Here is a 13,359-nt window from a genome sequence, read left to right as displayed (position 1 = left end):
ATGCCGTCAGTTTTGTCATCCCAGACTTGGACCGGGATCCAGTTATTCAGGATTGCTTTGAAAGGGCGAAAACATGAACCCCGGCTCGGGGGGGCGGGGTGACAAATACCGGTCGTCCCGGACTTGATCCGGGATCCATGTTTTGCCGTCAGCTGTCGTGAAAGTTCAGAAGATGGCCCCCGGTTAAAGCCCGGGGTGACAGATATGACACGGGGTGACAAGCATTGCCAATGGGTGAGCACAGATGGGCCACCATTCGTGCATAAAAGTCATGAGTCTATGAAGATCTGGCGGGTTTATCGGCGTCTAAATTTAGAATAAAGTCTTTGATCCTATGGGCCACATGGCAACTTGTTTGCTTTGAGCAGAGGCTCCTCCCATTTTTTTGACTTGACCTCAGAGGTTTTCATGACTGCACGCACCGCGATTCACAACCTGCAAGTGGCCAACCCACTGCTGAGTTTCATCAACGACCAGATGCTGCCCGCTACCGGCGTGGACAAAGACACGTTCTGGCAAGGCTTCAACGACATCGTGGCCGACTTGGCACCGAAAAACATCGCCTTGCTGGCCGAGCGTGACCGCATCCAGACCGCCATGGACGCGTGGCACACCGCCAACCCCGGCCCCGTGGCCGAAGGCAAGGCCATGAAGGCCTACCGCAAATACCTCGCCCAAATAGGCTACTTGGTGCCCGAGCCGCGCAACGCCCAAGCCACCACCGCCAACGTGGACGCCGAACTGGCCAAGCTGGCGGGCCCTCAGTTGGTCGTGCCGATCTTGAACGCCCGTTACGCACTGAATGCCGCCAACGCCCGTTGGGGTTCTTTGTACGACGCGCTTTACGGCACCGACGCGATCAGCGAGGCCGACGGTTGCGAAAAAGGCTCGGGCTACAACCCCCAGCGCGGCGCCAAAGTCATCGACTACTGCCGCAACGTGCTCGACTGCACTGCACCTCTCAAGACCGGCTCGCATGTGGGCAGCAAGGGCTACGCCGTGAAAGCGGGCAAGCTGGTCGTGACCCTGGCCAACGGCAAGAACACGACCTTGGCCGACGCCAAGCAGTTCGTGGGCTACACCGGTGAGGCCAAGGCCCCGGCCTCGGTGCTGTTTGTGCACAACGGCATCCACCTCGACTTGCAAATCAACAAGTCCACGCCGATTGGCAAGACCGACCCGGCGGGCGTGTCCGACCTGATCGCTGAAAGCGCTTTGTCCACCATCCTTGACCTCGAAGACTCGGTCGCCGCTGTGGACGCCGACGACAAAGTGCTGGCTTATGCCAACTGGCTGGGCATCTTGCAAGGCAGCCTCAGCGAAGAAGTGCAAAAGGGCGGCAAGACGTTCACCCGCACCATGAACGGTGACCGCGAGTACACCAAGCCCGCTGGCAAAGGCACCGTCAAGTTGCACGGCCGCTCGCTCATGTTTGTGCGCAACGTCGGTCACCTGATGACCAACCCCGCTATTCTTTACAAAGGCGCGGACGGCAAAAACCATGAGATCCCAGAGGGCATCCTGGACGCGATGGTCACCGTGACCTGCGCCTTGGTCGACTTGCAGAAAAAGTCTTCGCACCCCCTGCGCAACAGCCGCACGGGCAGCGTCTACATCGTCAAGCCCAAAATGCACGGCCCCGCCGAAGTCGCGTTCGCCGACGAGTTGTTTGGCCGTGTGGAAAAAGTCATCGGCATGAAGCCTTCCACCGTCAAGCTGGGCATCATGGACGAAGAGCGCCGCACCAGCGCCAACCTCAAGGCCTGCATTGCCGCTGCCAAGAGCCGCGTGGCCTTCATCAACACCGGTTTCCTGGACCGCACCGGCGACGAAATGCACACCTGCATGCTGGCGGGTCCCGTCATGCGCAAGGGCGACATCAAGAACAGCACCTGGTTGGGTGCCTACGAGAAGAACAACGTCAACGTGGGCCTGGCCTGCGGCCTGCGCGGCCGTGCCCAGATCGGCAAAGGCATGTGGGCCATGCCCGACCTGATGGCCGACATGCTCAAAGCCAAGATCGGTCACCCCATGGCCGGTGCCAACACCGCCTGGGTGCCCAGCCCCACTGCCGCCACGCTGCACGCCATGCACTACCACCAAGTGGACGTGCCCGCCCTGCAAAAGCAGATGGAAAAGGCGGTTGCCAAGCAAGACCCGAAACAACTGCGCGAAGACACGCTCAACGCTTTGTTGCAGTTCCCTGTGGTGGCCAAAGACGCCGCCAACTGGTCGGCTGAAGACAAGCAAAAGGAACTCGACAACAACGCCCAAGGCATCTTGGGTTATGTGGTGCGCTGGGTGGACCAAGGCGTGGGCTGCTCCAAAGTGCCCGACATCAACGGCGTGGGCCTGATGGAAGACCGCGCCACCCTGCGCATCTCCAGCCAGCACATGGCCAACTGGATGCAGCACGGTGTCGTGACCGAAAAGCAAGTCAAGCAAACCATGCAGCGCATGGCCGCTGTGGTGGACGCACAAAACGCGGGCGACGCGGCTTACCAGCCGATGGCCGGTAATTTTGCCAAGTCGGCGGCTTACAAAGCGGCTTGCGACTTGGTCTTCAAAGGCAAGGCGCAACCTTCCGGTTACACCGAGCCTTTGCTGCACGCTTGGCGCTTGAAGGTCAAAGCGGCCTGAACAGGCTGGCGTCGGACGCGGTCTGACACTTGAAGAAGCGGCTCCTTTGGGAGCCGTTTTGCTTTGCGTCATGCTCTGCGGTGACGGGCATGCCTGAAAATAGGGCTTTGTGGAGGGCGCGATGCGCTGGATTGACCGGATACCCAAATGGTTGTTGGTGGTCGTGGCCATTTACTTGGCTGGAGCCCCCTTTGTGCCCGAGCCGCACTTGACCGAAAAATGGCGCTTGCTTTTGAACGGCAGCTTGAGCAAACCCATCGACATGTTTGACTTTTTCCTGCATACCACGCCCCTGGTGGTTTTGGCCATTCGCCTGTGGCGCGATGAGCAGCAGCACCGTCAGGGCAAGGACTGAGTGTGTGATCCCATGACCCAGCCCTTAACCACACTGGACCCTTGCCGCTGTCCCTTGTGTGGCCAGCCCAACGCCTGCGGCATGGCGACGCCGGGCCGGGTGGTATCCGGCCCTTGCTGGTGCACGTTGGTGCAGTTCAGCGCCGATTTATTGAAACAGGTGCCTGAGGCGGCGCGCAACAAGGCCTGCATCTGTGCGACCTGTGTGGCCGCATCGCACACCCCAAGTCTTGAACCATCGCAAGACTCCCTGCAGAAGGAGCGCGCATGACCCAGGCCCAAGACGCGCACAGCTTGCAGGCCCTGCAAGCGCGTTATGGCGAGCGGCACCGCTGGTTGTTGCTGCTGTCGGTGATGCTCGGCTCCATGGCGGCGGTGATGTCGTCCACTATCTTGAACGTGGCGATTCCCGACATGAGCCAGCACTTCACACTGGGGCAAAGCCGGGTGCAGTGGGTGACATCGGGTTTCATGGTGGCCATGACCGTGTCCATGCTCACCACCCCCTGGCTGCTGTCGCGCTACGGCTACCGCCGGGTGTACGAGGTGTGCATGTGGTTGCTGCTGGGTGGCGGGGTGGTGGGCGGCTTGGCCAACGACTTTCCGCTGGTCATGGCCGCACGCGTGGCCGAAGGCTTGGCTGCGGGTGTGGTGCAGCCCATACCGGCCATCATCATCTTGCGTGCTTTTGCGTCAGAAGAGCAGGGCCGCGCCAGTGGCTTGTTCGGTGTGGGTGTGGTGATGGCCCCCGCCATTGGCCCCAGCATTGGCGGGGTGCTGGTCGATGTGTTCGGCTGGCGCTCGATTTTTTTCATGGTGGTGCCGCTGGCCATGGTGGCGCTGTGGCTGTCGCGCCGCTATGTGCCCACATCGGCCCCGGGCGGTGTGCAGGCCGATGCTGACAGCCCGGGGCTGGACTGGATCGGGCTGGCGCTGGCCAGCGCCTCCACCTTGATGCTGCTCAACGGACTGGTGCAGTTGCGTGGCGATGACGCAACAGTGGCCTTCGTGCTGCTGGCGATGGCCGGCTTGGGCATGGCGGTGTTTGTCGTTTGGCAGCGTCATTTGCTGAAGCCGCGCCGACGCGTGCGCCCCGCCTCTTCGAGCCGAAAAGCCAAGTCCTTGCGCCAGGCCCGCCAAGTCCGGCGTGGCCCGCTCATGAACCTGCAGGTGTTTGGCCACCGCCATTTCGCCATGGGGGCGCTGGTGTCCTTCACCTACGGCATTGCACTGTTTGGCTCCACGTATTTGCTGCCGGTCTACATGCAGATGGGCCTGGGTTTGTCGCCGTCCTACATCGGTGCCGCCTTGTTGCCGGCCGGCATCTTGCTGGCCGTGACCATCGCGGCGGTGGGGCGTTTGTCGCACCGCATGCCGCCCGCCCATTGGGTGAGTTGGGGCCTGGCCTTGTTGGCGCTGTCGTTTGCGCTCATGCCCTTGGTCCACCCGGCGGCCGGCTTGGCCTTGCTGTGGATTTTGGTCATCCTCGGGCGCATTGGTCTGGGCTTCATCTTGCCTTCGCTCAACCTGGGGGCTTTGCGCGGCTTGCCCAAGGACCTGATCCCACAGGCTTCCAGCGTGATTGGCTTTGTGCGCATGCTGGGCGGCGCGGCGGGCGTGAGCATTTGCGCCATCGTGTTGGAGTGGCGTTTGGAGGTGTACGCCCATGCGTCAAGCCATCCGGCAAGCGCCGATTTGCGCGCCTTCAATGAGACCTTTGTTTTTCTGGCCACCATGACCGCGCTGGCTTTGCTTGCGGCCTGGAAAATGGCCGAGCCTGTAGCCGCAACCGTCAAGGATTGACCCATGTGCCAACTGCTCGGTATGAACGCCAACACCCCCACCGATGTGACCTTCAGCTTCAGCGGCTTTGCCCAGCGCGGCGGTCACACCGATCATCACGGGGACGGCTGGGGCATTGCCTTTTTTGAAGGTCAGGGCGTGCGCCACTTTGTGGACCACCAAAGCGCCAGCAGCTCGCCGATTGCCGAGCTTATCCGCCGCTACCCGATCAAAAGCCAAAACGTGATTGCCCATATCCGCAAAGCCACGCAGGGCGAAGTGAGCCTGGAAAACTGCCACCCCTTTGTTCGTGAGCTGTGGGGGCGCTACTGGGTGTTCGCGCACAACGGCAACTTGGTGGACTATGCGCCGCACCTGCACGGCAATTTCAAACCTGTGGGGCAGACCGACAGCGAGCGGGCATTTTGCTGGCTCATGCAAGAGCTGGCCAAGTCGCACGCCAGCGTGCCCAGCGTGAACGAACTCAGCTGCACCCTGCGCGAGCTGGTGCCGCAGATTGCCAGGCATGGCACGTTCAACTTTTTGCTGTCCAACGGCCAAGCGCTGTGGTCACACGCCAGCACCCATTTGCACTACGTGCTGCGCAGGCACCCTTTTACCCGCGCCACGCTGAGCGACGAAGACCTGAGCATGAACTTTGCCGAGTGCACCCGCGAGACTGACCGCGTGGTCATTGTGGTGACTGAGCCCTTGACCACCGACGAATCTTGGACTGCCTTGACCGCTGGACGTGTATACACGTTCACAGACGGTGAACTGAATTCACCCTGAAATGACACAAAGTGAGAAAGAAAATGAGATTGAAAATTTGGCAAATTCTGACAAGTACTTGCTTGGCGCTTTTCAGCGCGCTGTCACATGCTGGCAACTACCAGGATTGGTGGTGGGACCCCCAGCAAAGTGGCATGGGCTTCAATGTGGGTCACCAAGGCAATACCGTGGTGGTGGCTTGGTACAACTATGGCGAAGACGGCAAGGCCAGTTACCTCACCATGGCAGGACCTTTGAATGGCACAGTATTAAAAGCCGGTTTGTACAGAGGCACAGGCCCTGCACCGGGGCCAGGCTACTCATCCTCGCAAGTCAAGCAAACTCTTGTCGGTGAGGCCAGCATTACTTTTGGGACTGACACCCATGCCCAATTCAATTACAGCTTTGACGGCAAGGAGGGCACGATGGCATTGGAGCGCTTCACGTATGCCACGATGGACATCACGGGCTCTTGGGATTTTGTAAACAAGAACACCTACATCGGTTGCGATTACCTAGGGCATAACAAAAATAAAATTGATTACGGCACGATGCGCATCGTCAAACAGACGTCAGCCAATGACTATTTGTTGCAGACGGGCAGTTGCGATATCGCCTTCAAAGCCAGCCAAGCGGGGGGGCAGGTGTCTGGAGTCGGCACCTTTCAGTGCGAGGATGGCGCCGTAGGCAGCGCCGTCATTTCGAAGATGACGGTCAGTGACCAAGTCATGCGCATGAATTTGGTGGTGACTGACGCACCACCCTTGCGCTGCATCCAGGAGGCCGTCGTCACGGGCGTGAAGTGATGGTGTGTGCCGGCCAGACCTTGGGTCTCAAAGCGCCGCTTCCACTGCGTCCATGAACAGCGCTGCCACGTCGCAGCCCATCTGGTCGGTGATTTCCTGAAAGCAGGTCGGGCTGGTCACGTTGATCTCAGTCAGGCTGTCACCAATGATGTCCAGGCCCACCAGCATCAGGCCGCGTGCAAACAAAATCGGGCCCAGGGCTTGGGCAATTTCGCGGTCACGCGCCGAGATGGGTTGTGCCACGCCCTTGCCGCCTGCGGCCAGGTTGCCACGCACCTCGCCACCTTGAGGAATACGCGCCAGACAAAACGGCACGGGCTTGCCACCGATCAAGAGCACGCGCTTGTCGCCTTGAGCGATACCGGGCAAGAACTTTTGCACCATCACGGTTTGTGCGCCACCCCGGTTGAGGGTTTCGATGATCACGCCCAAGTTAAGACCGTCGGCTCCCACTTTGAAGATGCCCGTGCCACCCATGCCGTCCAGAGGCTTCAAGATGATGGTGCCATGCGTGGCATGGAAGGCGCGGATGTCGGCTTCGCTGCGGGTGACCAAAGTGGGCGCGATGAACTGCGGAAACTCCAGAATAGCCAGCTTTTCGGGATGGTTGCGCAGCGCGGCCGGGCTGTTGAAGACCTTGGCGCCTTCACGCTCGGCCTGGCTCAGCAGGTGGGTGGCGTAAAAGTATTCGCTGTCAAAAGGCGGGTCGGTGCGCATGATGACGGCACCAAAATCCTTGAGGTTGGCGCGGCGCGTGGCGGTCTGGTTGAACCAGGCATCTGGTTGTCCAGTGAGTGTGATGTCGCGCACCTGGGCTGACACGGCTTCGCCATGCTGCCAGCGCACATCGGTCATCTGGCAGGCCACAACTTGGTGGCCGCGTTTTTGCGCTTCGCGCATCATGGCAAAGGTGGTGTCCTTGTAAATCTTGAAGGACTCGAGGGGGTCGGCAATGAAAAGAATGTGCATGGCTGGACTGTGTCACAAAAAAGGTGGAAACCGTGACGCCGCAGCGTCTTATTGAAACGCCACCTCGGCAAAGCTGCGCAACTTGCGGCTGTGAAGTTGCTCGGGACCGGCGTTGCGCAGCAAGGTCACGGTGCGGATGCCGATTTGCAGGTGCTGGTTGACGCGCTCGCGGTAAAAGTGGTTGGCCATGCCAGGCAGTTTGATCTCGCCGTGCAACGGTTTGTCGCTCACGCACAGCAGCGTGCCGTACGGCACCCGAAACCGAAAACCGTTGGCGGCAATCGTGGCGCTTTCCATGTCCAGTGCCACGGCGCGGCTTTGGCTGAAGCGCCGTTGGGGGGTGTTGTTGGGTAGAAGTTCCCAGTTGCGGTTGTCTGTGCTGGCCACGGTACCGGTGCGCATCAGGCGTTTGAGGTCTGCACCATGACAACCGGTGACCTCGGACACGGCACGTTCCAGCGCTACCTGCACCTCAGCCAGAGCCGGGATCGGCACCCATAGCGGCAACTCTTCGTCCAGCACATGGTCTTCGCGCACATAGGCGTGGGCCAGTACGTAGTCGCCCAGTTGCTGCGTGGTGCGCAGGCCCGCGCAGTGACCCAGCATCAGCCAGGCGTGCGGGCGCAGCACGGCAATGTGGTCGGTGATGGTCTTGGCATTGGCAGGGCCCACACCGATGTTGACCATGGTGATGCCGCTGTGACCCTTGCGAACCAGGTGGTAGCCGGGCATTTGCGGCAAGCGCGGTGGTGTTTGGCCCAGGGCGTCCACCTCTTCAAAGGGCAGACCCATGCGGTGCGTGATCATGTTGCCGGGTTCTATAAAGGCGATGTATTCGCTGCTCGGGTTATGCATTTCGGCGCGGCCCAGTGCGATGAATTCGTCGATATAAAACTGGTAATTGGTGAACAGCACGTAGTTTTGAAACCAGCGCGGCGAGGTGCCGGTGTAGTGTCGCAGGCGCTGCAGTGAATAGTCGATTCGCGGCGCGGTGAACAGCGACAGCGGCCTGGCTTCAGAGGCTGCAGGTTCGTGCGTGCCATTGGCAATGCCGTCGTCCATGGCTGCCAAGTCGGGCAGGTCAAACACCTCGCGCATCAGGGCCTGCCGCTCTCGACTCAGGCTGCCTTCCATGTGCTCGTCGTCGGCGAAAGAAAAGTGGATCGGAATCGGCTGGTTGCTGGTGCCCACTTGCAAGCTTACGCCGTGGTTTTGCAGCAGCAGCGTCAACTGCTTGCGGATGTAATATGCAAACAGGTCCGGACGGGTCAGGGTCGTCTCAAAGCGGCCCGGCTCGGCCACAAAACCATAGCTCAAGCGGCTGTCCAGCCCCGCGCTTTTGCGGCTGGCGCTGGTCACCTGTACCCGTACAAAAGGGTAAAACGCCCGAACCCGCGTGCCGGCCATGTCGGCGCCTGCCACAAACTCGCGCATGGCCTGGCGCAGGTGGTTCACGCTGTGCTGGTAGATGTGCTGGATTTGCGCCAAGGCGCTGTCGGCATCTGGGTGCTCAGAAGGGGCAATGAAAGGCGGCAGGTGCTGCATGGAGATTCCTGGACGGGCGATCTGATGGGATCAAGTCTGGATATTTTGCTGCATCTCCATGTCGTTTGTCTGACCTCATTTCAAGCTCGGGTGGGGGTGTTGCCTAGGTGACCACGCAAGGGCCTCGGGTCGGGCAAGCTGCGCGGCATACCCTGCTCTGTCGGGGCAGCCCTTTCAGGAGCCTATATATGCGTCAAGCCCGCAAAGTCATCATCACCTGTGCCCCCACCGGCGCCATTCACACCCCCAGCATGTCACCTCATTTGCCGGTGACCGCCGACGAGATTGCCGACGCGGCGATTGCCGCCGCAGAGGCGGGTGCTGCCATCTTGCACCTGCATGCCCGTGACCCGGCCGATGGCCGCCCCACGCAAGACCCGGCGTTTTTTGTGCCGTTTTTGCAAAAGATCAAGGCCCGCACCAACGCCGTCATCAACCTGACCACCGGCGGCAGCCCGCACATGACGGTGCATGAGCGCATGCAACCGGCCCTGACCTTCAAGCCCGAGGTGGCTTCGCTCAACATGGGTTCTATGAATTTCGGCTTGTTCCCCATGCTCGACCGCTTCAAAAATTTTGAGCACGAGTGGGAGCGCGAGCACTTGGAAAAAAGCCGCGATCTGGTGTTCAAAAACACCTACAACGACATCGAGACCATCTTGCGCCTGGGCACCGAAAACGGCACCCGCTTTGAGTTCGAGTGCTACGACATCAGCCACCTGTACAACTTGGCGCACTTTCGTGACCGGGGGCTGGTCACGGGGCCTTTGTTTGTGCAATCGGTGTTCGGCATTTTGGGTGGCATCGGCCCGCACCCCGAAGACCTGATGCACATGCGCCGCACGGCCGACCGCCTGTTTGGCAACGATTACCAGTGGTCGATTTTGGGGGCTGGTAAAGGCCAGATCGCGTTGGCCAGCATTGGTGCGGCCATGGGCTCGAACGTGCGGGTGGGGCTGGAAGACTCGCTGTGGATTGGCCCAGGAAAATTGGCCGAGTCCAGTGCTCAGCAGGTCCAGCGCATCCGCACCGTGCTCGAAGCCCTGAACCTGGAGATCGCCACACCCGATGAGGCCCGCAGCATGCTGGCGCTCAAGGGCGGGGATCGGGTGAACTTCTGAGGTTCACATGTTGCGTCGGTACTGACCACCCACCTCGAACAAGGCGTTGGTGATTTGGCCGAGTGAGCAGACCCGCACCGCGTCCATCAGCACCTCGAACACGTTGCCGTTGTCGATCACGGCCTTTTGCAAGCGTTTGAGCATTACGGGCGACTCACTGGCGTGCAGGGCGTGGAAGTCCTGCAAGCGCTGGAGCTGCGACTGCTTTTCTTCTTCGGTCGAGCGGGCCAGTTCCAGGGTTTCCATGACTGCGTCGCCCTTGGGGTTGCGGAAGGTGTTCACGCCGATGATGGGCAGCTCGCCGGTGTGCTTGAGCATCTCGTAGTGCATGGATTCGTCTTGAATCTTGCCGCGCTGGTAGCCGGTTTCCATCGCGCCCAGCACGCCGCCGCGTTCGGCGATTTTTTCGAACTCGGCCAGCACGGCTTCTTCCAGCAACTCGGTCAGCTCTTCGATGATGAAGGCACCTTGGCTCGGGTTCTCGTTTTTGGCCAAGCCCCACTCGCGATTGATGATCATCTGGATCGCCATGGCACGGCGCACCGAGTCTTCGGTGGGCGTGGTGATGGCTTCGTCAAACGCGTTGGTGTGCAGGCTGTTGCAGTTGTCGTAGATCGCGATCAGCGCTTGCAGCGTGGTGCGGATGTCGTTGAACTGGATCTCTTGTGCGTGCAGTGAACGGCCAGAAGTCTGGATGTGGTACTTGAGCTTCTGGCTGCGCTCGTTGGCGCCGTACTTCTCTTTCATCGCCACCGCCCAGATTCGGCGTGCTACACGGCCCATGACGGTGTACTCGGGGTCCATGCCGTTGCTGAAAAAGAACGACAAGTTGGGCGCGAAGTCGTCGATGTGCATGCCGCGCGCCAAGTAGGCTTCCACAAAGGTGAAACCGTTGGACAGCGTGAAGGCCAGTTGCGAAATCGGGTTGGCCCCGGCTTCAGCGATGTGGTAACCCGAGATGGACACCGAGTAGAAGTTGCGCACGTCGTGGTGCACAAAATACTGCGCCACATCACCCATCACTTTGAGCGAAAATTCGGTCGAGAAGATGCAGGTGTTTTGGCCCTGGTCCTCTTTCAAGATGTCGGCCTGCACCGTGCCGCGCACGTTGGCCAGAACCCAATCCTTGATCTTGGCGGTTTCGGTCTCGGTGGGTTCGCAGCCGTTCTCAGTCTTGAACTTGTCGATATTCTGGTCGATGGCCGTGTTCATGAACATGGCGAGAATGGACGGCGCGGGGCCGTTGATCGTCATCGACACCGAGGTGGTGGGGTTGCACAGGTCAAAGCCCGAGTACAGCACCTTCATGTCGTCGAGCGTGGCCACGTTCACGCCCGAATTGCCGATCTTGCCGTAGATGTCCGGGCGCAGGTCGGGGTCGTTGCCGTACAGCGTGACCGAGTCGAACGCGGTGGACAAGCGCTTGGCCGGCAAGCCTTCGCTCACCAACTTGAAGCGGCGGTTGGTTCGGAACGGGTCGCCTTCGCCCGCGAACATGCGGGTCGGGTCTTCGCCCTCGCGCTTGAAGGCAAAGGTGCCAGCTGTGTAGGGGTAGCTGCCGGGCACGTTGTCCAGCATCAACCACTTGAGGATTTCGCCGTCGTCTTCGTATTGGGGCAGCGCCACCTTGCGGATGGTGGTGCCCGACAGCGACTTGGTGGTGATCGCCGTGCGAATCTCTTTGTCGCGGATTTTCACCACGTACTCGTCGCCCGCGTAGGCTTTTTGCATATCGGGCCACTGTGCCAGCAGCTTGCGTGCTGTGGGGTCTTGTGTTTGTTCGCGGCTCACAGCCAGGTCAATGGCGGCTTCGGCGGCTTTGGCGCGACCGGATTTGCCGACTTCGAGCATGCGGGCGGCAGCGCGCAGTTGCTGAATCTCGCGGGCCAGTCGCGATTGATCGATGGCGCGCTTTTTGTAGCCACGCACCGTGTCGCTGATCTCGGCCAGATAGCGTGTGCGAGCCCCGGGAACCACTGGATTCTGGTGGGTGCTGTAGCGTACGCTGACCAAGGGCAAACGGCCTTCGGTCGTCTTCATGCCCAGTTCGGCCAATCGGGCTTTGAGGGCTTGGTACAGTGCGGTCACGCCATCGTCGTTGAAGCGCGCCGCCATGGTGCCAAACACCGGCATTTGCTCGGTCGGCACGGTCCAGGCCTCTTTGTTGCGCTGCACTTGCTTGGCCACATCGCGCAGAGCGTCTGATGATCCCTTGCGGTCAAATTTGTTGATGGCCACGAACTCGGCAAAGTCCAGCATGTCAATCTTCTCGAGCTGGCTGGCCGCACCGAACTCGGGCGTCATCACGTACATGGGCACGTCAACATGCGGCACGATGGCGGCGTCGCCCTGGCCAATGCCCGAGGTCTCGACCACGATCAAGTCAAAGCCCGCTACCTTGCAGGCTGCCACCACATCGGGCAGAGCGGCTGAAATTTCACTGCCAAAGTCACGTGTGGCCAGCGAACGCATGAACACGCGCGGGCCTTGCGACCAAGGGCCGATGGCGTTCATGCGGATGCGGTCGCCCAACAAGGCGCCACCGCTCTTGCGGCGCGAGGGGTCGATCGAGATCACCGCCACGCGCAGCGCGTCGTCCTGGTCCAAACGCAGGCGGCGGATCAACTCGTCGGTCAGGGATGACTTGCCCGCACCGCCGGTGCCGGTGATGCCCAGCACGGGCACTTTTTTGGTCGCCGCCTGCTCACGCACAGCCGCCACCACCTTCGCGTCGGCCTTGTCGTTCTCCAGCGCGGTGATCAGCTGGGCCAAAGCGCGCCAGTTCATTTCACTGTGGCCCTGAATCGCGGCCACGTCTTTGGGGGCCAGGGGGCTCACGTCTTTGTCGCAGCGCATGACCATCTCGCCGATCATCCCTGCCAAGCCCATTTTTTGGCCGTCTTCGGGGCTGAAAATGCGCACGCCTTGGGCCGCCAGTGCCCGTATTTCTGACGGGACGATCACGCCACCGCCGCCTCCAAACACTTGGATGTGCTCACCCCCCCGCGCTTTGAGCAGGTCCACCATGTAGCTGAAATATTCGTTGTGCCCGCCCTGATAGGAACTGATCGCGATGCCCTGCGCATCTTCTTGCAGTGCGGCGGTCACCACCTCGTCTACCGAGCGGTTGTGGCCCAGGTGAATGACTTCGGCACCCATACTCTGCAAAATGCGGCGCATGATGTTGATGGCCGCGTCGTGGCCATCAAACAGAGAAGCGGCGGTGACAAAACGCACCTTGTGGGTGGGGCGGTATTCGGCCAGGGCTTTGAATTCGGCGGACAGATCGGTCATGGGGCGACTCCGGTGGCAAGCGGTTTTTGACTCGGGCTTTGACGTTGACGTAAACGTCAACCAAAACCCGCATCTTA

General features: G+C 60.5%; 10 protein-coding genes. 7 read left to right on the top strand and 3 right to left on the bottom strand.

Annotated features, from left to right (window positions below):
* Positions 1-408: 408 nt before the first annotated feature.
* The 6 genes from B9Z49_RS11520 (at position 409) to B9Z49_RS11495 (ending at position 6,353) form a co-directional block, all read left to right on the top strand.
* Positions 409-2,640, top strand: coding sequence for a malate synthase G (locus B9Z49_RS11520; protein ID WP_108353633.1), 2,232 nt, complete (start codon positions 409-411; stop codon positions 2,638-2,640).
* A 121-nt stretch (positions 2,641-2,761) separates the two neighbouring features.
* Positions 2,762-2,995, top strand: a complete 234-nt coding sequence (locus B9Z49_RS11515) for a hypothetical protein (RefSeq protein WP_108353586.1) — start codon at positions 2,762-2,764, stop codon at positions 2,993-2,995.
* A 12-nt stretch (positions 2,996-3,007) separates the two neighbouring features.
* On the top strand, positions 3,008-3,265 hold the full coding sequence (locus B9Z49_RS11510; RefSeq protein ID WP_108353585.1) for a cysteine-rich CWC family protein: 258 nt from the start codon (positions 3,008-3,010) through the stop codon (positions 3,263-3,265).
* Positions 3,262-4,797, top strand: a complete 1,536-nt coding sequence (locus B9Z49_RS11505) for an MFS transporter (protein ID WP_108353584.1) — start codon at positions 3,262-3,264, stop codon at positions 4,795-4,797. The genes B9Z49_RS11510 and B9Z49_RS11505 overlap by 4 nt, the downstream gene beginning before the upstream one ends.
* Positions 4,798-4,800: 3 nt before the next feature.
* Positions 4,801-5,568 (top strand): class II glutamine amidotransferase, encoded by a 768-nt coding sequence (locus B9Z49_RS11500; protein ID WP_108353583.1) that lies wholly within the window; start codon positions 4,801-4,803, stop codon positions 5,566-5,568.
* 23 nt (positions 5,569-5,591) lie between these two features.
* Positions 5,592-6,353 carry a hypothetical protein gene (locus B9Z49_RS11495; protein ID WP_108353582.1) on the top strand — a complete coding sequence of 254 codons (762 nt, stop codon included), beginning with the start codon at positions 5,592-5,594 and terminating at the stop codon, positions 6,351-6,353.
* Positions 6,354-6,380: 27 nt separating this feature from the next.
* Here B9Z49_RS11495 and gshB read toward each other — a convergent pair whose 3' ends face one another.
* Entirely contained in the window at positions 6,381-7,322 is a 942-nt protein-coding gene (gene gshB / locus B9Z49_RS11490; protein WP_108353581.1) for a glutathione synthase, read from the bottom strand.
* A gap of 48 nt (positions 7,323-7,370) precedes the next feature.
* Positions 7,371-8,867, bottom strand: coding sequence for an AMP nucleosidase (locus B9Z49_RS11485; RefSeq protein ID WP_108353580.1), 1,497 nt, complete (start codon positions 8,865-8,867; stop codon positions 7,371-7,373).
* 188 nt (positions 8,868-9,055) lie between these two features.
* On the opposite strand from B9Z49_RS11485, the gene B9Z49_RS11480 reads away from it, so the two are divergent.
* Positions 9,056-9,988, top strand: a complete 933-nt coding sequence (locus B9Z49_RS11480; protein WP_108353579.1) for a 3-keto-5-aminohexanoate cleavage protein — start codon at positions 9,056-9,058, stop codon at positions 9,986-9,988.
* A gap of 3 nt (positions 9,989-9,991) precedes the next feature.
* On the opposite strand, the gene icmF is transcribed toward B9Z49_RS11480, so the two are convergent.
* Positions 9,992-13,282: a fused isobutyryl-CoA mutase/GTPase IcmF gene (icmF, locus tag B9Z49_RS11475; RefSeq protein ID WP_108353578.1), complete on the bottom strand. Its 3,291-nt coding sequence runs from the start codon at positions 13,280-13,282 to the stop codon at positions 9,992-9,994.
* Positions 13,283-13,359: the final 77 nt, after the last annotated feature.

It is taken from the genome of Limnohabitans sp. 2KL-51 (assembly GCF_003063645.1).
GTDB lineage: Bacteria > Pseudomonadota > Gammaproteobacteria > Burkholderiales > Burkholderiaceae_C > Limnohabitans_A.
Note: the sequence above shows the minus strand (reverse complement) of the source record. Positions and strands in the feature narration are given on the sequence as shown.

What these genes read in the sequence shown, in the direction of transcription:
- B9Z49_RS11520 (WP_108353633.1), top strand. Translation starts at nt 409, where the DNA reads ATGACTGCACGCACCGCGATTCACAACCTGCAAGTGGCCAACCCACTG.
- B9Z49_RS11515 (WP_108353586.1), top strand. Translation starts at nt 2,762, where the DNA reads ATGCGCTGGATTGACCGGATACCCAAATGGTTGTTGGTGGTCGTGGCC.
- B9Z49_RS11510 (WP_108353585.1), top strand. Translation starts at nt 3,008, where the DNA reads ATGACCCAGCCCTTAACCACACTGGACCCTTGCCGCTGTCCCTTGTGT.
- B9Z49_RS11505 (WP_108353584.1), top strand. Translation starts at nt 3,262, where the DNA reads ATGACCCAGGCCCAAGACGCGCACAGCTTGCAGGCCCTGCAAGCGCGT.
- B9Z49_RS11500 (WP_108353583.1), top strand. Translation starts at nt 4,801, where the DNA reads ATGTGCCAACTGCTCGGTATGAACGCCAACACCCCCACCGATGTGACC.
- B9Z49_RS11495 (WP_108353582.1), top strand. Translation starts at nt 5,592, where the DNA reads ATGAGATTGAAAATTTGGCAAATTCTGACAAGTACTTGCTTGGCGCTT.
- gshB (WP_108353581.1), bottom strand. Translation starts at nt 7,322, where the DNA reads ATGCACATTCTTTTCATTGCCGACCCCCTCGAGTCCTTCAAGATTTAC.
- B9Z49_RS11485 (WP_108353580.1), bottom strand. Translation starts at nt 8,867, where the DNA reads ATGCAGCACCTGCCGCCTTTCATTGCCCCTTCTGAGCACCCAGATGCC.
- B9Z49_RS11480 (WP_108353579.1), top strand. Translation starts at nt 9,056, where the DNA reads ATGCGTCAAGCCCGCAAAGTCATCATCACCTGTGCCCCCACCGGCGCC.
- icmF (WP_108353578.1), bottom strand. Translation starts at nt 13,282, where the DNA reads ATGACCGATCTGTCCGCCGAATTCAAAGCCCTGGCCGAATACCGCCCC.